The 20580-nt window shown below is 68.7% G+C and carries 20 protein-coding genes; 9 read left to right on the top strand and 11 right to left on the bottom strand.

Translation table 11 applies throughout. From position 1 onward, the window contains the following. Positions 1–230: 230 nt before the first annotated feature. The 3 genes from A6048_RS14225 to A6048_RS14215 form a co-directional block, all read right to left on the bottom strand. Entirely contained in the window at positions 231–1115 is an 885-nt protein-coding gene (locus tag A6048_RS14225) for an alpha/beta fold hydrolase (protein WP_107745737.1), read from the bottom strand. Positions 1116–1219: 104 nt separating this feature from the next. Continuing rightward, a complete protein-coding gene (locus A6048_RS14220; RefSeq protein WP_107745739.1) occupies positions 1220–1537 on the bottom strand; it encodes an AzlD domain-containing protein in 318 nt (105 codons plus the stop codon). Next, positions 1530–2177 (bottom strand): AzlC family ABC transporter permease, encoded by a 648-nt coding sequence (locus tag A6048_RS14215; protein WP_107745741.1) that lies wholly within the window; start codon positions 2175–2177, stop codon positions 1530–1532. The genes A6048_RS14220 and A6048_RS14215 overlap by 8 nt, the downstream gene beginning before the upstream one ends. Before the next feature lie 206 nt (positions 2178–2383). On the opposite strand from A6048_RS14215, the gene A6048_RS14210 reads away from it, so the two are divergent. After that, the gene (locus A6048_RS14210; protein ID WP_107745743.1) at positions 2384–2935 is read left to right on the top strand and encodes a helix-turn-helix domain-containing protein; all 552 of its coding nucleotides are present in this window, start codon (positions 2384–2386) and stop codon (positions 2933–2935) included. Between the two features lie 91 nt (positions 2936–3026). Here the strand turns inward: A6048_RS14210 and A6048_RS14205 are convergent, their stop codons facing one another. From A6048_RS14205 to A6048_RS14185, 5 genes are all read right to left on the bottom strand, one after another. Then, complete coding sequence (locus tag A6048_RS14205) at positions 3027–4742, bottom strand: prolipoprotein diacylglyceryl transferase (protein WP_107745745.1); 1716 nt, start codon at positions 4740–4742, stop codon at positions 3027–3029. A 2-nt stretch (positions 4743–4744) separates the two neighbouring features. Beyond that, positions 4745–5311 carry a signal peptidase I gene (locus A6048_RS14200; protein ID WP_200837398.1) on the bottom strand — a complete coding sequence of 189 codons (567 nt, stop codon included), beginning with the start codon at positions 5309–5311 and terminating at the stop codon, positions 4745–4747. A 54-nt stretch (positions 5312–5365) separates the two neighbouring features. Next, a complete protein-coding gene (locus tag A6048_RS14195; protein ID WP_200837397.1) occupies positions 5366–6004 on the bottom strand; it encodes a SipW-dependent-type signal peptide-containing protein in 639 nt (212 codons plus the stop codon). A 440-nt stretch (positions 6005–6444) separates the two neighbouring features. Continuing rightward, positions 6445–8160 carry a helix-turn-helix domain-containing protein gene (locus A6048_RS14190; RefSeq protein WP_159110365.1) on the bottom strand — a complete coding sequence of 572 codons (1716 nt, stop codon included), beginning with the start codon at positions 8158–8160 and terminating at the stop codon, positions 6445–6447. Between the two features lie 2 nt (positions 8161–8162). Beyond that, positions 8163–8942, bottom strand: a complete 780-nt coding sequence (locus A6048_RS14185; protein ID WP_107745751.1) for an enoyl-CoA hydratase/isomerase family protein — start codon at positions 8940–8942, stop codon at positions 8163–8165. Between the two features lie 115 nt (positions 8943–9057). On the opposite strand from A6048_RS14185, the gene A6048_RS14180 reads away from it, so the two are divergent. The 7 genes from A6048_RS14180 to A6048_RS14150 all read left to right on the top strand — a co-directional run bounded on the left by A6048_RS14180 (position 9058) and on the right by A6048_RS14150 (position 15522). After that, positions 9058–10899 (top strand): AMP-binding protein, encoded by a 1842-nt coding sequence (locus tag A6048_RS14180; protein ID WP_107745753.1) that lies wholly within the window; start codon positions 9058–9060, stop codon positions 10897–10899. Continuing rightward, entirely contained in the window at positions 10896–12482 is a 1587-nt protein-coding gene (locus A6048_RS14175; RefSeq protein ID WP_107745755.1) for a sodium:solute symporter family transporter, read from the top strand. The genes A6048_RS14180 and A6048_RS14175 overlap by 4 nt, the downstream gene beginning before the upstream one ends. Next, the gene (locus tag A6048_RS14170; RefSeq protein WP_235027577.1) at positions 12475–12957 is read left to right on the top strand and encodes a hypothetical protein; all 483 of its coding nucleotides are present in this window, start codon (positions 12475–12477) and stop codon (positions 12955–12957) included. Before A6048_RS14175 ends, A6048_RS14170 begins: the two co-directional genes overlap by 8 nt. A 482-nt stretch (positions 12958–13439) precedes the next feature. Beyond that, on the top strand, positions 13440–13817 hold the full coding sequence (locus A6048_RS14165; protein ID WP_107745757.1) for a YtxH domain-containing protein: 378 nt from the start codon (positions 13440–13442) through the stop codon (positions 13815–13817). A 157-nt stretch (positions 13818–13974) separates the two neighbouring features. Then, positions 13975–14472 carry a DUF6328 family protein gene (locus A6048_RS14160; RefSeq protein ID WP_107745759.1) on the top strand — a complete coding sequence of 166 codons (498 nt, stop codon included), beginning with the start codon at positions 13975–13977 and terminating at the stop codon, positions 14470–14472. Between the two features lie 161 nt (positions 14473–14633). Beyond that, positions 14634–14984, top strand: a complete 351-nt coding sequence (locus A6048_RS14155; protein WP_107746613.1) for a hypothetical protein — start codon at positions 14634–14636, stop codon at positions 14982–14984. Positions 14985–15012: 28 nt separating this feature from the next. Further along, the gene (locus tag A6048_RS14150; protein ID WP_235027576.1) at positions 15013–15522 is read left to right on the top strand and encodes a hypothetical protein; all 510 of its coding nucleotides are present in this window, start codon (positions 15013–15015) and stop codon (positions 15520–15522) included. Between the two features lie 240 nt (positions 15523–15762). On the opposite strand, the gene A6048_RS14145 is transcribed toward A6048_RS14150, so the two are convergent. Continuing rightward, a complete protein-coding gene (locus tag A6048_RS14145) occupies positions 15763–18438 on the bottom strand; it encodes an ATP-dependent DNA ligase (RefSeq protein ID WP_107745761.1) in 2676 nt (891 codons plus the stop codon). An 80-nt stretch (positions 18439–18518) separates the two neighbouring features. Then, on the bottom strand, positions 18519–19079 hold the full coding sequence (locus A6048_RS18325; RefSeq protein ID WP_146166323.1) for a hypothetical protein: 561 nt from the start codon (positions 19077–19079) through the stop codon (positions 18519–18521). Positions 19080–19221: 142 nt separating this feature from the next. Between A6048_RS18325 and A6048_RS18320 the strand changes: the two genes are divergently transcribed. After that, a complete protein-coding gene (locus tag A6048_RS18320; protein ID WP_146166324.1) occupies positions 19222–19659 on the top strand; it encodes a hypothetical protein in 438 nt (145 codons plus the stop codon). 302 nt (positions 19660–19961) lie between these two features. Here A6048_RS18320 and A6048_RS14135 read toward each other — a convergent pair whose 3' ends face one another. Beyond that, the gene (locus tag A6048_RS14135; RefSeq protein ID WP_107745765.1) at positions 19962–20549 is read right to left on the bottom strand and encodes a hypothetical protein; all 588 of its coding nucleotides are present in this window, start codon (positions 20547–20549) and stop codon (positions 19962–19964) included. Positions 20550–20580: the final 31 nt, after the last annotated feature.

Raw genomic sequence — 20580 nt, 5'->3', positions numbered from 1 at the left:
GTTCGCATCACGCGGTCTACGGGCGGTGGTCGTACCTACCGTGGGAATTGCGGTGGATTCCCACTGTGTTCGCGACCAGTAGCGCGGTGAGTGCGACCAGGGGCTGTGGTGGTCCTGAGCGGGAGGGAGGCCGACGTGGGTGTGGGTTGTGCAGGACGAGTACGACGGCTACGAGCTCCCGCAGCCGCGCGATACGTCTGCTCCACTCGGGCCCAGATGCGCAGCCAGCCTCAGGACCACTGCTCCACAAAGGCGAGGGTGGCCGCGTCGGCGACCTCGGGGTCGGAGGCGGTGAGGAAGTGCTGGCCGCCCTCGACGATCTGCAGCGTGGCGGACAGTGAGCCGGTGAACCGGGCGATGCCGTCCTCGGCGTTGGCCACCGAGTACACCTGGTCGGCGGTGCCCTGCAGCCAGAGCACAGGGCAGTGCAGATCGCTCAGCCGTGCCTCCAGGCCGTCGCGGTCGCGGAGGTTGATGGAGCTGGTGCGCAGGCGCCGCCGGCCCTCGTCCCCGGTGTAATTGGTGCGGTAGGTCTGGATCCAGAAATCCCGCTCGGCCTCGGAAACGTCCTCTCCGAGGCCGGCGCCGAGCACTGCGACCACGAAGTCGTCGTCCACCACCCAGTCCTCGCCGACGGGCTCGGCGAGCGCCTCGATGGCGGGGCTGCAGAACTCGGAGCCGTTCCAGCACCCACGCTCCATGCTGGCCGGGCTCTCGTGATCCATGGAGGTGCCGCAGATGACGATGCCCTCGATGGTGCCGGGACTGAGCAGCGCCATGCGCGTGGCGATCCACCCACCCTGGGACGTACCGAGGGCGAACGCCTTGGAGATCCCCAGGGCGTCGAGCACCTGCAGATTGGCGATCGCGCTGTCCCAGTAGGTGAAGTGCCGGTACCGGGCGCGGGTCTCCCCGTGGCCGTAGGGCTCGATCGCCAGCAGGTTCATCCGCGACGCGAGCTCGTCGTTGGCGAACTGCGGCCGGTACAGCTCGACCGAGGTGGTGAACGAGTTGATCATCACCAGCGTGGGCAGGGCGGGGTCGTACTGGCGGGCGAATTTGTAGCCGATGGTCGATCCGCCCAGGTGGGGGATGTCGATGGTCTGCGTTGTCATGGCGGTGTCTCTCTGGAGGGGAGTGCGCGAGGGAGTGCGCGAGGGGGTACTCGAACCCTAGGACGATGCTGGCGCCACGGAGGCGGTTCGGCTGGTGAAACCGGCTAGTGGATCCCGAGCGCTCTCAGGGCGGCGGCCACTGCGGCTGCTGCCACAACCACCACAACGAGCGGCGCGCGCATCGCCGCGAGACCGGCAGCTGTGGCCACCCCGGCGATTCGGGCCCACCCGGCGAACGCCTGCCCGTCGTAGAGGGTCGCGGTGGCGGCCACGCTGGCGATCAGCACGATCACCGCGGGATCGCCCCACCGTTGGAGATGCAGGAAGAGGCGCGACCCTCCGAAGCGGACCCCGCCCAGTCTGATGGCAAAGGTGCCGGCAGCAAGGGCGAGAACCGGCAGGACAAGACCCACGTCAGACACGGTGTCCCCGCCTTCGCGCAGCCGCGAGCAGTCCGATCACACCCAGGACGGGGGCCATTCCAGCGGCCACGAACGGGGTGGCGGCCGCGGCGATGGTCGCGCCGGCAGCGGCGGGGGCAACGGTGCGACGGGTGACGCTGCCGAGGAGGATCGCCACGAAGACTGCGGGGAACGCCGCATCGAGGCCGAGACGGCTGGGGTCGGGCAGGACGTATCCGATGAGGACGCCGATCGCAGCGCCGAGGGGCCAGGCGATCAGGAGTGCGACCCCGACCGCGCGGAACGCGGTGAGGCGCCGCGCTGATTGCGGTTGGGCCAGGGCGAAGGCGACGCTCTCGTCGTTGACCAGGTGTGCCGAGAAGAGCCGACGGACGCCCTGCCCGGGCAGAAACGCGGACGCAGAGAAGCCATAGACAAAGTTCCGGAGATTCACCAGGAGCCCTGCGCCAACCGCGATCCAGGGCAGGCCGCCAGAGGCGATCACGCCGATGAACACCAGTTCCGAGGACGCGCTGAGCACGAGGACGGCGGCGAGGACTACGAGCCATGGGGGAACTCCTGCGGCTGAGGCCATCGACTCGTAGGCCACCCCGACCACGCCGACCGCCGACGCGATGGCCACGATGGGCGCGATCGCCACGGCAGGTGCGGCGGTCGCCGAGGGCGCCGAGGGCGCAGCGGACGCCGAGGGCGCGGTGTGCGCAGCGGACGCGGCGGACGCGGCGGACGCGGCGGACGCGGTGTGCGCAGCGGGCGAGCGTGTTCGGCGGAATAAACGAATGGCCAGTATGGTGAACGAGGTGTTACCGCCTGTCAAACTGGCCGGTCGTTCGTTATGGTGAACGAATGACGGAAGAGCTCGGTGCCCGAATCGGGGCTGCGATCAAACGGGAGCGCACTGCGGGAGGCCTGTCGGTGTCCGAGCTCGCTCGGCGATCGGGCGTCTCCAAGGCGACCGTGTCCCAGCTCGAATCGGGCGGGGGAAACCCCAGCGTGGAGACGCTCTGGGCCCTGGGGGATGCGCTCGGCGTGCCGTTCGCCCGTCTCGTGGACGAGGACGCCGAGCCCGTCACGCTGATCCGCGCGGCAGCCGCGCCACACATCCGTTCGGCCAGCGCCAACTATGTGGCCGCGCTTCTCTCCGCCAGTCCGCCGAACGCGCGCCGCGATGTGTACCTGGTCCAGGCCGACCCCAGCGGCCCGAAGGTGTCCGCCCCCCATGCCCGCGGCACCGTCGAACACGTGATCCTGGTGTCGGGTTCCGCCCTTGTCGGGCCAGAGTCATCTCCGGTCGCACTGCTGCCCGGCGACTACCTCTGCTATCCGGGCGACGCCCCGCACATCTTCGACGCCCAGCACGAGGGAACCACCGCGGTGCTCATCTCGGAGATCAGGTAGGCCCCCCGCTTCAGAGAAAGGGCCACGCAGCCACCCATCGGCGGTCCTCACGAATCCGAACTGCGTGGAGTCGTCGGGGTTTGCCGTTCGATCAGGCGTCAGACTCCACGGTCTGAGTCACGGTGACCGGGGCGTTGGCCGCGGGCGTGGTCGCCGCGGGTGGCTGACCAGCGGCGGGAACCGGTGCGCCGGTGGTGGCGACGACGGCGACCTCGGTCAGCGGCGGCAGGTCAAAGGCCGAGCCAGCGGTGCCCTCGGGCCGGAGCATCGCCCGCTGCGCCGAGTCGTCGAGCTGGAACGCCAGGACGATTTCGTACTCGCTGCCGGGCGACAGGCGCGTTGTCGTGGAGGCCGCAGACTGCTCGCAGTCCGATCTGACGGGCCGGGCGTCGCGGGTCGACCCACTGGACCGGAGCTCGGCGAAGTCGCCGGGGCCGACGGTCGACCAGCGATCAGGGCTCGTCTCTTCCGAGGTGGTGATGCGCAGGGTGAGCGCCACCCCGCACCCGGGGGTCCGCACGATGTCGTCGATCTTCGCCGAACCGAGCTCGACTCCGTCGCGGCCCACCACCGTGAACCACCGGCCGGGCGCCACGTTCGCCGGTCGCTGCGGTTCTTCAGCGACGGCCGGCTGGTCAGGCTTTTCGGAAGGCTCGGGGTGTTCGACCGGCGTCGTGGTCCCGGGCGTGCTCGGGCTCGACTCCGCCGTGTCGCGGGGTTTGCCCTTCTCGGCGTCGTCCTCCCGCGCGTCGTCGATGGGCGTAGGCACCGAGGTCGACGACTCGTCGCTGACGGGCACGTCGCTGGCCGGCTCGTCGTCCGGGGCCTCGCCACCCTCGGGGGCGACACCCTCGGGGGCGGCGTCCTCGGGCTGCAAGGTGGTCGGCGCGTCGGCCTGGGCGGCCATCATCCGGTTCGACTGTGCGGAGAGGATCGGCCACTCGCCGCTGGTCGGACGGGTGGGCGCGGCGGTGGTCTCCCGGTCGACTCCGCATTCGGCGTGGGCCAGGATCAGGGTGAGGTTCCAGCGCTCGGCGCCGCCCGTGCCGGTGGCGTTGATGCGGAGCCGCAACTGGGACAGGGCGTATCCGGGGCTTTCCTTCTTCACGTGCTGGAGGGTCGCGACGTAGTCGTAGCTGCCCCAGCTTCGGTTCCCCGTCTGCTCAGAGTTCGGACCGGGGATCGGGACGCGGACCTCTTGTTCGAACAGACCGTTTCGCCCGAGGACCACCGGGCCGTCCGAGCTGAGGGATGCCGCCCCGTCACTCGGGGAGCAGGCTGCGGTCGCGCGAATCGGGCTCCTGCCCGGGTAGCTGACCAGATCCGACCCCAGGATGCGAGAGGTCCGAACTTCTAGGGAGCGGGTCTCGGAGACCGCGGTGGCGGTGGGGGTGGCCACGCCGGTGGGGTTCCCGTTGTCGCACCTCGACTGCGCGTCGAGCGTCGAGCACGAGTAGCCCACGGTGGTCAGCGGGAGCAGGTAGGTGGGAAAGGAGCCGGAGCTGTCATGTGTCGTGGGGCCGACGACCTGCCGCGACGCGTCCGGGGTCTGCCGGAAGGCGGTGACGGCGCCGACGTCGCTGTTCCGGATCGCCCGTTCCATCAGTCCGAATGTCGACAGTGCTCTGGCGAAGCGCGTGTTCTGGTTCGGATTGGCAGCCCCGAACTCGGCCGCGCCCACGGCCTGGTCGGACCACGTCGCCTCGGTCGGGCGGATCGAACCGATAGCCAGAGCCGTCGTGAAGAGCAGAACGACGGTGCCGAGGATCGCGACGAGCGCTCGCACCGGATGCAGATCACGAGTCATGGTCAGGCCTCATCCACGTCGCGCCCGGGCCAGAAGGTCCACAGCACACCGAGCGCCGCGATCATGGTGATCGAGCCGAGGACCAGCGGGTTGCCGGCCCAGACGATCGCGTTCGCCAGCCCGGGCACCGACCACAGCACCTTGCGGACCGACTCGACCCGGTACATCCCCGGATCGGGATTCGGGTTGGCGTCGCCCTGCATCAGGATGAGCGCCTCGCCGGGCACCTGCGGCTGGACCTCGATCACCCGGTGGGTGACGGGCAGCCGGCCGGGCCGGTCGACGGTGACGACGTCGCCCACCCGGATCTCGTCCGCGCTGATCTCCTTGACCACCGCGACGGAGCCGGTGGGGATCGTGGGGGACATGGACCCGGTCTTGAACATGATGAGCGTGATGTTCATCGTCACCGCCGCGATCACGAGCCCGACCGCCAACACGCCGCCGGCGGCGAGCAGGTTGGCCAGTCCGCCGGCGAGGTAGGAGCCGAACGACCTGCTGGGGGCGCGGTGCGCTCCCGCGGGACGGCCCGGGGTTCCGCTGTGGGACATCGTTGCTGCGGTCTGCATGGCCATCACCTCTCGCGTGTCGTTCGTCGGTCGTGCTCAGGTGTTCTAGTGGGATCAGGCGTCGTCGCTCTGCGCGTCGAAGTTCCAGAACACGGGCGCGGGCGCGATGCCGGCTGAGTCCAGTCCGGCGGTCGGGGCGAGCTCGGCGCGCAGGCACAGCCACTTGTAGTCGTTCTTCTCCACGCGCGTGGTGCTGGTCGTGGGGGCGGCGAGTGTGCCGGCGGGCTTGAAGTTGGTGGCTGCGGCGGAGCAGTTGGACGGCGCGGAGTTGCCGCCACCGAGCTCGGCGATGGACACGGCGACCTTGCTGGTCAGCGCATTGGAGGGGACGCTCTGCTGCGTGATGGTGATGTCCGCGCCGAGCTTGCCCTTCTCCTCGTGCAGCCCCACCAGCTGGAAGACGGGCACGCCCGGAACCAGGGCCTTGGAGGCGGGTCCGAACTGCATGGTGCCGGCCTTGTCCTGGGTGAGGAACTCGTCCCAGCCCTGAGTGGAGCTGAAGTAGGCCTGGACGTTGAAGGCGCTGTCACCGGTACCGAACTCACTCACGCCCCACGCGGTGTCGGACCAGGCGGCCAGGGTCACCGCGGCGCCGACGCCCAGTACCAGACCGGAGGCCATGATGGCCCGCGCCTTCTTGCGGCGGTTCTGCGTGGGCGCGGCGGTCTGGGAGGTCTGGGGCGTGGTGCTCATGGGTGGGCCTTTCCGGTGGGAGGTGAGGGCGGGCGTCAACAGTCTTTGTTGACGAGTCTCATTTATTATCGTTTAGCTACTGGCGAGTAGCAAACGGAAAGTGCCCTTCTGTCTACAACCTCACAGTTTCGCGATTTCGGCCCATTGGGCCTCCCGCCTGCGAACCTGACATGTGTCTCATATTCCGTACTGCGGGGTATTGCGAGGTCGCAGCCCTATTTGGACGCTGTGCCAGGACTGTCGGAGGCCTGAGGCGGATCGCGACTACAGCGACGACGACAGCAACAACGAGGCATCCAGTCCGGCCGCGGCACCCGACTCAGGTGACAGCCCCACCTGGCGGGCATCTCGCAGGTCCCAGAGCCGAAATCCCTGCGAGAGGTCCGCCAACCGCGGCGTTGCGGGGAAGGGGCGCGCTCAGGAGTGGCGAAGGCGCGCGCTCAGGCGCCGCGGAGTTCCCACATCCGTAGAGCCAGGCGCAGCTCCATCGCGCGATCGCCGCGACGCCAGCCGCCGCCCAGCACCGAGTCCAGCCGGTCGAGCCGCTGGTACACGGTGTTGACGTGCACGAAGAGTCGGTCGGCGGTGGCCGAGGGGCTGGCGTCGGCGGCGAACCAGGCGCTCAGGGTCTCCAACAGGGCGGTCCCGCGGTCGCGGTCGTAGTCGCGGATCGGCCCGAGGTTGCGCTCGATGAACTGCGCGACGTACTCGCGGTCGACCTCACTGAACAGCAGCCCGTACAGGCCCAGCTCCTCGGTCGCCGCTCCGTCGCCGGCCCGGCCCAGCGCGATGAGCAGGCGGGCGGCTCGTCTGGCCGGCTCGACGTGGTCGCTCACGCCGGTCAGCTCTGCGGTCGGCCCGGAGGCACCCACGGTCGCCGAGTGCGGGCTGAGCCGGGCCGCCACGTCGCGGGCGGTCTCACCGGCGTCGGACCCGGGCAGGAGCATCACCGCGCGGTCGCCGTAGGTGGTCACCAGCCCGCCGTCGGCCCGGGCCAGTGAACGGCACTCGGTCTGCAGCGCCCGGGTCATCCGGGTCTCGCTGGGGGTGATCACCAGCGCGATCAGGTCGGCGTGCACGTCCACGCCCAGCAGCGTGGCCCTGCGGCCGATCGCCTCCGGGTCGTGATCGCCGGGGGAGAGCAGCTCGGCCAGGAGCTCGCCGCGGACGCGGTTGTCGGCCTCGTCGCGCGCGCGGTGGCCCAGCAGGATCAGCGCGATCACCGAGCTCACCCGCTCCAGCACCCGCCCGATGGACGGGACGGAGCCGCGGCTGGCGTAGGTGACGTACCCGAGGTGGTCGGAGCCGGTGATGACGGGGTTGACCACGACGAGGTGGCCGCCGGACTGCCGGGTGACCATTCGCTCGGTGTCCGCGGCGACCTCGTCCAGGACCCGCCGGAGCAGGTCGACCGGCGGGCCCTCGGTGGACTGCGCGGCCCCGATCTCCCGGTGGGCCAGGTCAAAGACGGCGGCGGTGCCACCCTCGATATCGATCAGCAGGTCCACGATCTCCGGGACCGTCGCGCCGGCCACCACCAGCCGGGTGAGGCGTTCGTGCAGGTCCACGGTGGCGGCCAGGCGCGTGGAGGTCGCTCGCTCGGCGTCGAGGGCGTCGCGGGTCTCGTCCAGTTCCCGCCTGCGATGGGAGGAGCGTTCGGCCGCGGTCAGGGCCGCGGAGACCTGGTCGGCCAACAGCGCGAGCAGGGTGATCTCGTCCTGGGTGAAGTCGCGCTCGCGGCGTTCGGAGGTGAACAGCATCCCGGTGAGCCGGCCGTGGGTGCGCACGGGCACACCGAGGATCGCCTTGACGCCCTCGTCGAGGATGATCGGGTCGATGACGTGGGTGTACTGCTCGTCGGCCAGGTAGTTGCGGGTCCAGCGGGGCGCCATCGACTCGGCTACCTGCCCGCCCAGCCCGAGCCCCATGCCCAGCCGGATGGTGTCGAACTTGGGGCTGGTGGCGCCCTCGGCCATGCGCATGTAGGTGTCGCCGCGGTCGGGGTCCAGCAGCATCACGTAGGCCAGGTCGGTGCCCACGAGTTGCCGGGCCTTGCGGATGGCGATGTGCAGGACGGCGTCCTCGTCCTGCGCGGCCGCCAACTCGGCGGCCGCGTCGAGGACGTCCCGCAGCCCCAGCGCCAGGTCGACGGCCACGGTCAGCGGCCGAGGAACTGGGCCTTGCCGGGGCCGGAGTCGATGAACGACTGCATGCCGATCTCCCGGTCCTCGGTGGCGAACAGGGCCGCGAACAGGGCGCGCTCGATGCTCAGGCCGGTGTCCAGATCGACTTCGATGCCGCGGTCGACGGCCTCCTTGACCGCGCGGAGCGCCATGCGGGGCCCGCCCACGAACTGCCGGGCCCACTCGGTCGCGCGGGCGGTGGCCTGACCGTCCGGGACCACCTCTTCCACGGCGCGCAGCTCGAGCGCCTCGGCGGCGGTGAGAGTGCGGCCGGTCAGGCACAGGTCCTTGGCCACCGCGGGGCCGACCAGTCGGGCCAGGCGCTGGGTGCCGCCGGCGCCGGGGATGATGCCCAGCAGGATCTCGGGCTGGCCGAGCTTGGCCTTCTCGGCGGCGATCCGCCGGTCGCAGCACAGCGCCAGCTCCATCCCTCCGCCGAGGGCGGCACCGGTGATCGCGGCGACGGTGGGCTGGGGGATCGCCGCGACCGCGGTGAACGCCGACTGCAGTTCGCGGGCCTCGGTGAGCATCTGCCCGTACGGCATCTGCCGCATCTCCTTGATGTCCGCGCCGGCGGCGAAGACGCGCTCGCTGCCGGTGAAGACCACCGCGTCCACGTCGCTGCGCCCCGAGACCTCCTGTGCCACGGCCCGCAGTTCCTCCTGCATTCCGCGGGACAGCGCGTTGACCGGAGGCCGGTTGAGGGTGACCACCGCAAGGCCATCGGTCACGTCGAGGGATAGGAATTCATACATGGGAAGACTCCGAACGTAGGGGGAATCTCCATTGTATGTGAACCAGGCCACTCATACCGTCATGGGGCGAGCCCGCCCGAGTGAGGGGGCTCACAGAGACTGAGGAGTTGAACCCATGCCATCGACCGCCCAGGCACGCCCCTGGCGTCCGCCGCTGGGGCCCGAGGGCTTCCGGTGGGAGATCCCGGACCGATTTAACATCGGCGCCGCGTGCACGGACGCCCATCCACCGGAGTCCCCCGCGATCGTGGTGGACCGCGGCGACGATCCGCCGGAGGTCACCACCTTCGGCGAGCTCGGTGCCCGCGCCCGTCGGCTCATCACCTTCCTGCGTGATCGCGGGGTAGGCGAGGGCGACCGGATCGCCGTGATGTGCGCGCAGTCCGCCGAGACCGCCGTGGCCCACGTGGCCGCCTACCTCATGGGCGCGATCGCGGTCCCGCTCTCGGTGAAGTTCGGGCCCGAGGCCGCACTGTTCCGGATGGGGGACTCGGGAGCGGTGGCGGCCGTGTTCGACGCCGACTGCTACTCGCGTCTTGCGGGGGAACTGGCCGAGCTGCCCGAGCTGCGCACCGTGTTGGTCACCGGCGATGCGGTGCCGGAGGCGACGTCGCCCGCCGCCGGGGCGATGCTGGCGGCGGGAACGGCCCCCGAGGCCACGCCTGAGTCCGGAGCGACGACGACGGGAGCGGCGGCGACGACGACGACGGGAGCGGGTGCGCTCACCGTGCTGCCGCTGTCGGTGACGGACTCGGCCGACCTCGCCGTCGTCGTGCCCGACACCGGACCCGACGACCCCGCCCTCCTCATTTACACCTCCGGAACCACCGGCCAGCCCAAGGGCGCCCTGCACGGGCACCGCGTGGTGCTGGGGCACATGCCCGGAGTGGTCCGCGCGCTCGACGGGTTCCCCGAGCAGGGGGACGTGTTCTGGACCCCGGCCGACTGGGCCTGGGCCGGCGGGTTGCTCGACGTGCTGCTGCCGAGCCTCTACAGCGGTGTGCCCGTGGTGGCCTCTGCCCGGCGGCCCAGCCCCGAGACCGTGGAGCACATCCTGCGCAGGCACGGCGTGACCTGCTCGTTCCTGCCGCCGACCATCCTCAAGATGATGCGCGCGTCCGACGTGGACTACTCCCGCACCGGGCTACGGGCCGCGTTCTCCGGGGGAGAGGCGCTGGGCGAGGCCGTGGCCGAATGGGCACGCGAGGCGCTGGGCGTGCAGGTCAACGAGATCTACGGGCAGACCGAGCTCAACCTCATCGTGGGCACCTGCCACGCCGAGTTCGACACCCCGCCCGGCTCGATGGGCCGCCCCACGCCCGGTTTTGATCTGACGCTCCTGGACGGCCTCGGTGAGCCGGTCGCTAGAGGCGAGGTCGGCGAGGTCTGCGTGCGCCTGCCCAGCCCCAACGCGTTCCTGCGCTACTGGAACTCGCCCGACAAGACGGCGGAGAAAACCGCGGGGGGAGTCCTGCACACCGGGGACCTGGCGCGGGTCGACGACGAGGGCAACTTCTGGTTCTCCGGCCGCAACGACGACCTGATCTCGTCGGCCGGCTACCGCGTGGGCCCCGGCGAGATCGAGGACCAGATCCTGCGCCACCCGTCCGTCGAGATGGTGGCCGTGATCGGCGTGCCGGACGCGCTGCGCGGAGAGGCGATCGTCGCGTACGTCGTCCCCGCCGAGGGAGTCAGCGGCACCGACGAGCTCGCCCGCGAGATCCAGGCCCTGGTCAAGGAGCGCCTGGCCTTCTACCAATACCCCCGCGAGGTCCTCTTCCTGGACCAGCTGCCCACCACCAACACCGGCAAGATCCGCCGCGCCACACTGCGGGCCGATCACGCCCGACCGACAGCTGACCCGGCCAGACCAACAGCCGACCCCGCTCGCTCAACAGCCGACTCCGCTCGCCCAACAGCTGACCACGCCCGACCGACCCCTGAGGACCCCTCATGAACAATCCTGTCGTCATAGGCGTCGTGCTCGCCTATTTCGTGCTCATGTTTGCCATCGGCGCGTGGGCCAACACCAAGATGAAGTCGGCCAAGGAGTTCCTCGTCGCGGGGCAGTCCCTGGGCTTCTTCGTGATGGCCATCGCCAGCTTCTCCTCCATCCAGTCCGGCTGGGGCATGGTCGGCGGCACCGGGCAGACGTATGCCTGGGGCCTGCAGGCGCTCATCGCCGTCGGCCTGTTCGCGCCGTTCGGCTTTGCCGCCGCCTGGTTCCTCCTGGGCAGCCGACTCAACTGGATCGGCAAGAAGCACCGCGTCTACTCGGTGCCCGACCTCATCCGCGTCCGCTTCCAGGACCGCACCTCGCACGCCACCATGTCCGTGGCGGTGTTCATCGCCTCCATCGCGTACATGACCGCGCAGGTCACCTCGATCGGCGTGATCATCTCCCTGCTGCTGGGCACCTCGATCCCGACCAGCGTCTGGATCGGCTCCATGGTGGTGGCCGCGTACACGATGGCCGGCGGAATGCTCGCGGCCGTGTGGACCGACCTGGTGCAGGGCGTGCTCATGGTGGTCATGTCCGTGGGGCTGTTCTTCTTTGCCGTCCAGGTGGCCGGTGGCTGGATCCCCATGCTCGACACCATCTCCGCCGGGAGCGCCGAGATGCTTTCCATCGACGGCGTCCAGGCCCCCACCTACATCTTCGCCTTTGGTCTCCTGATCTTCGTGGGCGCCGTGGGCCAGCCGCAGCTGCTCACCAAGTTCCTCATGCTCCGCGACATGACGCAGCTCAAGTGGGGTGCCGCCGTCGCGGGCATCGCCTACGCCATCACCACCCTGTTCTCAGTGGGCATCGGCCTGGCCACCCGCTCCATGACGATCACCGGCGACGCCCCCGAGATCGAGAGCATCGACGACACCGCCATCTGGTTCCTCGACTCCGTGACCAACCCGATCGTCGGCGGCATCGCGCTGACCGGCTTGCTGGCCGCGATCATGTCCTCGGCCTCGAGCTTCATCACCATCGGCGCCTCGTCGATGATGCGCGACCTCCCCGGAGCGTTCGGCATCAAGGTGGTCCGCGAACTGCTGTGGAGCCGGCTCGCGAGCCTGACCCTGGTGGTCCTGTCGGTGCTGCTCACCCTGTTCCTCTCGCAGGTGGTGTTCCTGCTCGGCGCGCTGGGCTGGGCCGCCTTCGCCGCGGCGATCGTCGGCCCGGTGGTCATGTCCATCTACTGGCACCGCGCAACGGCCACCGCCGCCACGGTCACAGTGGCGTTCGCGATCCTCGGCAACATGATCATCACCTCGCTTGCCGCACGGGACATCATCTCCGTCCCGGCGTTCATGCAGGTCGGCGGCATCTCGCTGATCGTGTCGATCCTGCTGTTCTATGTGGTGTCGCTGCTGACCACCAACCGTCACCCCGACGCCACGCTGGAATTCCTGTACGGCGGCCCGAGCGCCGCCACCGACCCCACGCTCACCGGCGCGGCCGCGGCATCCACGTCGACCGCAGCGTCCAGCCCGACCGCCACGTCCAGCTCGACCGCCACGTCCACCGAAAGGACCGATCATGTCTGATCCCGCCGCACACGACCGGGGACTCGACCCCGCACGAGATCGGGCATCCGGCCGGTCACTCGACCCCGCAGCCGCCCCCGAGCCCGACCATAAGCGCGCCGGGATGCTGATCCACGCCTTTGTGGCCGTAGCCGCGTTCGCGTTGATCGGGATGCTCACCGACACCTGGCAGATGGTGTTCCTGGCAGTACCGCTCTTCGCCGTGATCATGATGCTCCTGGGTTCCCTGCACTCCGACGGTTCCTGGGAGAGGGTGTCGACCATCGCGATCGTCGGCTACTGCGCGGGGCTGGGCGTGCTGGTGCTGTGGTCGATTCTCACCGCGAGCGGCGACGCGAGGCTGTGGGGGATGCCGATGTCCATGGGAGTGATCTTCTATCTTCTATGGCCCTACACGGCCGTGGGCGCGGGGCTGCTGTACGCCCTGGTCTTCGACCGCACCATCGACGAGAAGCGGCTGGCGGCGCCGGCCTGAGCGTCGACCCTTCGCGGCCGCCGCGCCTCCCGATTGCGTGCGGCCGCTAGGCCCGCCCTTCTCGTAGTCGCTAGGTCCGCCACCCCGCAGCCGCGCGCGAAGACTGCAGCCGCACAGGAAATCTCCCGTGCGGCTGCAGCATTTGCGCGCGGCTGTGGCGTCTTGCGCGTCCGAGCCAAACCCCGAGTGGGCCAGGCACACCGGACCCGCGCGACGACCGACGGCTGACCTCGCCGTATCCGCAATCGGGTGACCTGTCGACCGGATGCGGGCGTCCGAGGGCCGTCTTAGCATTGTGGTGTTCGATCTGACGGCATCCAGGAGTCCGAGTTGATCGACACTGATCCCCTCACACGTCTCCGTGGTGCCACCGTCGCCGAGCCCGACCAAGGCGCGGTGACGGTACCGAAGCTCGACCCACAGGGACGCAGTCCCGGCCACGACAGTGTGTCGGTGGACGTCCCCGACGAGAGGGAAACACCATGAGCAAGTTCACTCTGATCGCAGCCGCTGCAGTTGGGTACGTCCTGGGAAGCCGCGCCGGCCGCGGCCACTACGAGATCGTCAAGGAGCAGGCAACCAAGCTGTGGCAGACGCCGCAGGTCCAGGAAGCCGCGAGCCAGGCCACCGAGTTTGCCAAGGACGCCGCCGAGCAGGTGAAGGACCAGGTCAGCGACTCTTCCGGGCAGAGCGGCGATGGGCAGAACGGTGACGGCCCGAGCGGCGACGGGCAGACCAGCGGGGGGCGACACTCCACCGATCAGGCTGACCCCCTCACCTCGCAGTACCCGCCTTCAGGAGCTGACCCCCTCACCTCGCAGTACCCGCCTTCGGGCAGCGGTGACGGTACGACTCCGTGAGCCATCCGGTCGATCCCTCTCAGAGCCGGGTCGGATCCGACGACTAACTGAACAGTCGCCACGGCCCGCCTGAGCGGTGGGCAGATGCTCGGCGAGGCCCGCCGCCAGTCCGAGAGCTACGAGAACCGACGACGGGGGACACGGCGGGAGGAGCGGCATGAACGTCGAGGGAGCCTGGGAGCGCAACGAGACCGAGGCGCAGCGCATCGACCGCAACTGGATCGAGCTGCTCCAGGAACTGCGCATGATTCAGACCGGCGGCCAGGTGCTCACGGGTTTTCTGCTGGTGGTGCCGTTTCAGGATCGCTTCGCTGACATCGGCGGTGTCGGTCGCGCCCTCTACCTGGTGGTGCTGTCACTCGCCCTTGCGTCGACAGTGGTCCTGCTGGCTCCGGTGATGATCCACCGCGCGGTGTTCCGTTCCCACCGGAAGGACCGGGTGCTGCGCCTGTCCGCGACGCTCGCCCGTGTCGGAGTGGCGCTCCTGTCGATCGCCATGGTCGGTCTGGTCGCGCTCATCTTCACGTTGGTCCTGGGCGTGGTGCCGGGGGTCGGAGCGGCGGTCGTCACGGCGTTCTTCGTGGTGGTGATGCTCGTCGTGGTGCCCGCCCGCGTTCTGCGGCATGCCGTGACGAATCCGTATGTCCCCGACTGACGACACGGCCCTGCCGGGTGGGTGCGATGGCGACGCACCCGTTCGTGTCCGGCGCGATGGCGCGGCGTCGTGTGTCCGGAATGACACGGCGCCTCACCCCTCGGATGGGACAATGGGGTCCGATCTGGCCCGCTACCGCGCCGGGGGAGGTGCTCGTGCCGATGGCGTCAATGGAGATGTACTCCCGTTCCGTTGACCTGCAACAGAACGCTGCCGCCGAGCAGGCCCGCACGCGACTGGACGCAGGCCTTCGAGAGTGGTCCGGCCAGCGCACAGCGCTCACCGCTGAGGGGCTCGGCCGCAACCCTCTGCGCCGGGTGCCGCGGAGTTGGCCCGAGGTGGCGGCCACGCGGGTGGAGGTGGCGGCGCGGGAGGCCTGCGTGATCGACGAGCAGGGTGCACACACGGAGGCGTCCCGCCTGCTGTGGTCAGCCACGGCCAAACTCGTCGGCGCCGCGGTGTCCCTGGCGATCCCGCTCTCGATCCTCATCGCGCTGGTGGTGGGGTCATGACGACCCTCCGGGTTAGCGTGGCCGGGCGGTGGACGCCGTGCTGAGGCTCATCGTCCCGGTCCTCGTTGGACTGCTGTTCCTGGCGATGATCGCGGGGTGGCTCTGGTACACCACGTGGCTGGTGCGGTCCGCGATCGACGAGCTCGCGCACCGTCGCCGGCTCAAGGCCGGGGTGGATCCCCTGCAGGTGACGGCCAAGAAGGCACTCGCGTCCGTGGAGGCGGCGCACGACTCGGCCCACAGGGCCCTGTCGCAGGCGGTCGAGTCCTGGTACGAACTCCGGGACAACCGGGCGGTGGGGACCCCGCTGGTGGAGAGGTTCCCGCGGATCGAGGCCAGAGCCGCGCGGGACCCGGAATTCCTGGACGTCCTCGAGGACGCCGACGCCCTGCTCAACGAGGCCAGTCCCGGGTCGGACTCGATCGACGAGCTCCTCGAACGGACAGCCCGGATGGATGCCCTGAACCTGCGGCTCCGGCACCTGGTCCACCAATACGACGCCGCCGGGAGGCGCGGGTTCGGACGCTTCTTCTCGTAGCAGGGCAGTCCCCAACTTGGGACACCGCCGGGTTAGACGGAAAGCTCCCGCGTGGTGGTCGTGCTCAGCGCGGAAAATCTGCGGGTTTCGCACGGTAGCCACGACCTAGATCACGGTGAGTGCGACCAGTACGAGAGGGTGCGCGTGGCGAGTGCGATCAGCCTCCCAGGTGGCCCACCCGCGGGTTAGTAGGACCGTCCAGTGCATCGCGCAGTGCATCGCGCAGTGCCTGCGAGGGGCCTATAGATCCCCCGGCAGCTTGTCCCGCCGGATGTCCCGCCACGACGACTGCCGGAGCACGCCATCCTCGGTGAACCCCTGGTGGCGGACCTCCACCACGAGCTTGGGCAGCACCCAGATGGCGTCACGGCGGGCATCGGACGGCAGGTCCTCGAGAAACGGACTCGAGCGGCGGCGCAGCGGTTCGAGCTCTTCGAGCAGAGCTTTGCCCTGTCGGTCGGAGAAGCCGGTGCCCACGCGGCCGATGTAGGTGAGCCCGGTCTGTGCGGGCAGTCCGAGCAGCAGTGAGCCCAGTGAACCGGAGCGTCCGCCCTTGCCCGGTCGCCAGCCGCCGATGACGGCCTCGGTGGTGGTGAGCAGCTTCTCCTTGAGCCACGTCTTGGCCCGCCTGCCCGACTGGTAGTGCGAGTCCCGGCGCTTGGCCACGATGCCCTCCCAGCCGAACTCCTCTGCCTCGTCCAGTGCGCGGTCGCCGGGGCCGTCGAGAACCCCCGGCACGTGCACCCGCTCGACCTTCTCGAGTGCCGGCGTCAACAGGTCCAGCACCTCGCGACGCCGATCCCACCGCTCCCGGCGCAGGTCCACGCCGTCGAGTCCCAGCACGTCAAAGACGAACAGGTGCACCGGGCCGATAGATGAGTCGTCTCCTTCCGCGGCGGCCTGCTTGGCCAAAGCGGAGAACTCGGGCACACCGTCCGGGCCCGGCACCACCAGTTCGGCGTCGAGCACCGCCGGCTTCCTGATCGCCTGCGCCAACCCGGGGAAGCCGTCGGCCAGCCAGTCCATCGGGTTGCCGTTGCGGCTCATCAACCGGCTCTGCCGGCCATCGGTCGCCACGGTCACGCGGTAGCCGTCCCACTTGCCCTCGAACGCCCACTTGTCCCCGGGCAGGGATGTCACCGACCCCGAGGTGGGGATCATCGGCAGTGGGGGAGCATCGGGGAGGTCGGCCATGTCCGAAGTATCTGAACCAAAATCAGAAGTCTTGTCGGAGCCGCGGGCTCGCTTGTCGTCGTCGGGATAGGACGACTTCGGGTTGTCGCGTCCACCGTAGAAGGAGTCCGGCGACTGGTCCTTCATGTACTGCACGATCCACTGGTTCTTCTCGGCGCTCGTGCGCACCAGGACGTACCGGCCCGAGACCTGCTCGCCGTTGAGCCACACGATGATCTCGTCCTCGCGCCACTTCTCACACTCGTATGTGCCCTGGTCCCAGATGGTCATGTGGCCGGCGCCGTATTCGCCCTTGGGGATGGTGCCCTCGAACGTCTCGTAGCCCAGCGGATGGTCCTCGGTGTTGACGGCCAGGCGCCGGTCCTTGGGCTCGGTCGGCAGGTTCTTGGGCACCGCCCACGAGGCCAGCACGCCGTGGTGCTCGAGCCGCAGGTCAAAGTGCAGGCGGCGGGCGTGGTGTTCCTGGATCACGAAGATCGGGCCATCGCCGTCCTCGCGATCGGTGTCGACCTCGCCGTCGAACGGCTCCGGGGTCTTGCGACGATCCCGCTTGCGGCGGTACTCGTCGAGGCTGGTCACCACGGCGTCGGGGTCAGTGGGGCCGGCGTCGCAACCCTCCTTGACCGCGGCGCGGATCGAGTCATCGCCGCCGGGATCGGCACTACCAGAACCAGAACCGCGGGAATCGGCGCTGTCGGAATCTGAACCGCCGCGCTCGGGGTCCCCGTCATCCGACGACGACGAGCTCTTCTTGCTGCTCCCCGACTTCTTCTCCCGCGATGCCGATGACTTCCTGGCGGGAGTCTTCTTGGCGGCATCCTTCTTTGACGCGCCGCCCCTCTTCGTGGGTCCCTCCAGCCCCTCGAGCAGGTCGCCCTCGGACTCCAGTCGCTTGAGCATCTCGTCCCAGTGCAGGTGCTTGAGCCCGCCGTCGGCGAGTTCCTCCCACGACCGAGGGGCCGCGACCCACGGCTCGGCGCGGCCACGAAGTGAGTAGGGCGCCACGGTGGTCTTGGCGCCACTGTTCTGGCTCCAGTCCACGAACACCTTGCCGTCACGGATAGAGCGCTTCATGGTGGCGGTGACCAGGTCCGGGGTCTGCTTGGCCAGCGACTGGGCGATCTGCTTGGCCACCGCGGAGGCACCCTTGGAGGAGACGGCCTTGTCCAGGCGGGCGTAGAGGTGGATGCCCTTGGATCCGCTGGTCACGGCAAAGGCGTCCAGTCCCGCCTCGGAGAGGAAATCTCGGACGCGCAGTGCAACCTTCGCCGTCGTATCCAGGTCCACGTCCTCACCGGGGTCAAGGTCAATGACGATCCGCCGCGTCCGCCCCGGCTCGCCGTCGGACAGTGTCCACTGCGGCACGTGCAGCTCGAGCGCGGCCTGCTGGGCGAACCACGCCAGCGTGGCGGGGGAGTCGAGCACCGGGTAGGTGACGGTGCGCGAGGAGTGCTCGATCGCCACCCGCGACACCCAGTCGGGCGCGTGGGAGGGCAGGTTCTTCTCGAAGAACGACTTGTCCTCGGTGCCGTCGGGCCAGCGCTTGCGCGTCACGGGACGCTGGCCGGCGTACGCCATCAGGTGCGGCGCCACGGCCAGGTAGTACTCCAGCACATCGGCCTTGGTGGTGCCGGTCGCGTCGTAGAGCACTTTGTCGGGGTGGGTGAACCGCACGGTCCGCCCGTCGACCTCGACGGATTCCTTTGCGCCCTTGCTCGCCATGGGTCCACTCTGGCACTCGAGTCAGACATCGGCGACCGGCCACCGCAACGGATCAAGCTGATCGCGGCGTCCCAGGTGAACTACCACGCGATCTTGTTGAATTCGGTTGGATCGAACTCGCGGGAGTGTCTTGCGACGCCGCTCGCGCAAACCCACTTAACGCGGGTCTCTTTGTCGACCGTGACTCTCTGAACGGTCATCGGCCTTCCGCAGTGTGGGCACTTTCCGAGCGGAACCGACTTGTACAGGTCTCCGTTCGGTCCCTTTTCAAACACCACCCCGAAGAGAGGCACAGCCCCGGACCGGGCAACGCCGGACCGAATGAGGAGTACGAGCAAACCTGCGAATGCTGTCACGAGTAACGCAAGTGTCAGCCACAGCGACCACTCTTGATGATTGAAACTCTGGTTAATGAACGACCCGACGATGCTGACTGCAGCGGCCACTGTCGCTAACCAGTTGTCGGGTAGCCATGTCTTTGTTGGCCTAGCCCGGGACATCTCGATCTCGCGGTAGTCAGAGTTGTCGGCCGAAACGAAATTACCGCTGACGAAATTGCCTGAGAAAGAAGCATTGTCCCCAGTCTGGATTCCGACTCCTCTCGTGACTTCCTGCCACTGATCGAGGCCCTGAGCCCCCACCGCGCCACGGCACCGAGGGCAAAACGGAAACTCTGGTGATGGTGGCGGCTGACAATTGCACGGCGCGATCATCTTGATACTCCCTGCCTTGTGGTCGCGAGGAGTGTGACACGGGCCCCTGACACTTAGCCGTGGCGAGGGTTTGAACAGCAACTATCGGTCAACTGCGATTGGTATCAAGAGCCGCAGCGAAGCCACCACCACCGAAACGGCTTCATCGACGACATCCGCACTCGTTAACGAGGCAGAACCGGCGGCCGCCGAAGTTCCTCAGATCGTCGGCTGTCAACAGGGATTGGGTCCTGTGGAGACGTACTGGTCGGACGGAAGCGTCACCGGATACTCCGAATACTGCCAGACCGTTCTCGACAGCACGGACCGAGAGGAAGCTGCGGCTAACACCCCGAGTTGCGATGGGACCGTCTGCCGATACCCGTCCGGCGCGACTTTCCCCGATCCCAACGCGACCCCGGACGATCGATGCACCAACTTGATTAACTACGCGAACGGCCCCCGGCCCAACGCTGAAATCAACTCGATCGGTGCGCTGACCGGCCAGTGCCCTGAACCGATCTCATAGTCCTCAGAGTCACGGGGGTCTCCGGCTCGCCGTCCTTGCAGTCCGTTTGCAGACCGTGGAGCACGATCTTCGCGTGGTAGGTGGATGAGAAGGACGGGGCGCGTCGCTGCTGCAAGCGGGTGCAGTGCGACAAGGGCGAGTTAGTCAAGAGATCCCTAGCAAGCCAGCGCACAGGTCTTGCGGCCGGGTTGCGGTGGAGTATCGTGAGGTCTGAGCACGGCACCGTGGGTGTCGGGCGAGTCGCAAGGCCAGGTGCACCTGGGGCAGACCGGGACCCTGGCCTTACGCATGTCCGGAGTCGGTCAGCTGTGGGTATCTAACTCGACTTCGTACAAGCAGTGCTCCAATTGTCGACGGAAGGTTGCGTCTCCTTGACGATGAGCGCGGACTGCGCCAGCCACGAGATCGGCAGGCCACAGAAGCGGCTCCTGCTTGCCGGGCACGTGCACGACGTGGAAGCGCGAACCCTTCGGGAGTAAGAACCGGGCACCGCGGACTGTTGCGATGTCGCGAGCGTCGAGCTGCCTTGTGCGGGATTCAATCACCAGGTCGCTGACCGAAAAACTGTGCAGTTCGGTGACGAGCCGGGTGAGACACATCGCTCGCGCGCGCTCCTGGCGGGTGCGGGGGACCGGTGTGCCGATCGCGACGATATGGAAGCCGTCTAACGCAGCGACTGCCGCCGCAGCAGTGGTCCGCTGACGGGTGTCCATCTCGTTCCAATGCAGTTTGGGCGTCTGACGTTTTCCTCGAAGCGTCTGCATGGCGGTTCGAACCGTGTCGTGGACGCTTTCGTCGAACACCGCTGCGGCGAGGACGTAGAACCCGCCGTGCGCTGCCTCGTGGAATGACTCGTCGGCGTAGGCCATCCGCGCAGCATCGTTGGACATCGCGGGCAGCCTATAAGGCCTCCCAGACACC

The sequence above is a fragment of the Dietzia psychralcaliphila genome (assembly GCF_003096095.1).
Classification (GTDB): Bacteria; Actinomycetota; Actinomycetes; order Mycobacteriales; family Mycobacteriaceae; genus Dietzia; species Dietzia psychralcaliphila.
The sequence above is the reverse complement of the archived record's forward strand: the minus strand, read 5'-3'. Positions and strand labels throughout refer to the sequence as shown.

Coding starts and splice junctions, on each gene's coding strand:
- A6048_RS14225 (WP_107745737.1), bottom strand. CDS start 1,115: ATGACAACGCAGACCATCGACATCCCCCACCTGGGCGGATCGACCATC.
- A6048_RS14210 (WP_107745743.1), top strand. CDS start 2,384: ATGACGGAAGAGCTCGGTGCCCGAATCGGGGCTGCGATCAAACGGGAG.
- A6048_RS14205 (WP_107745745.1), bottom strand. CDS start 4,742: ATGACTCGTGATCTGCATCCGGTGCGAGCGCTCGTCGCGATCCTCGGC.
- A6048_RS14200 (WP_200837398.1), bottom strand. CDS start 5,311: ATGCAGACCGCAGCAACGATGTCCCACAGCGGAACCCCGGGCCGTCCC.
- A6048_RS14195 (WP_200837397.1), bottom strand. CDS start 6,004: ATGAGCACCACGCCCCAGACCTCCCAGACCGCCGCGCCCACGCAGAAC.
- A6048_RS14185 (WP_107745751.1), bottom strand. CDS start 8,942: ATGTATGAATTCCTATCCCTCGACGTGACCGATGGCCTTGCGGTGGTC.
- A6048_RS14180 (WP_107745753.1), top strand. CDS start 9,058: ATGCCATCGACCGCCCAGGCACGCCCCTGGCGTCCGCCGCTGGGGCCC.
- A6048_RS14175 (WP_107745755.1), top strand. CDS start 10,896: ATGAACAATCCTGTCGTCATAGGCGTCGTGCTCGCCTATTTCGTGCTC.
- A6048_RS14170 (WP_235027577.1), top strand. CDS start 12,475: ATGTCTGATCCCGCCGCACACGACCGGGGACTCGACCCCGCACGAGAT.
- A6048_RS14165 (WP_107745757.1), top strand. CDS start 13,440: ATGAGCAAGTTCACTCTGATCGCAGCCGCTGCAGTTGGGTACGTCCTG.
- A6048_RS14160 (WP_107745759.1), top strand. CDS start 13,975: ATGAACGTCGAGGGAGCCTGGGAGCGCAACGAGACCGAGGCGCAGCGC.
- A6048_RS14155 (WP_107746613.1), top strand. CDS start 14,634: ATGGCGTCAATGGAGATGTACTCCCGTTCCGTTGACCTGCAACAGAAC.
- A6048_RS14145 (WP_107745761.1), bottom strand. CDS start 18,438: ATGGCGAGCAAGGGCGCAAAGGAATCCGTCGAGGTCGACGGGCGGACC.
- A6048_RS14135 (WP_107745765.1), bottom strand. CDS start 20,549: ATGTCCAACGATGCTGCGCGGATGGCCTACGCCGACGAGTCATTCCAC.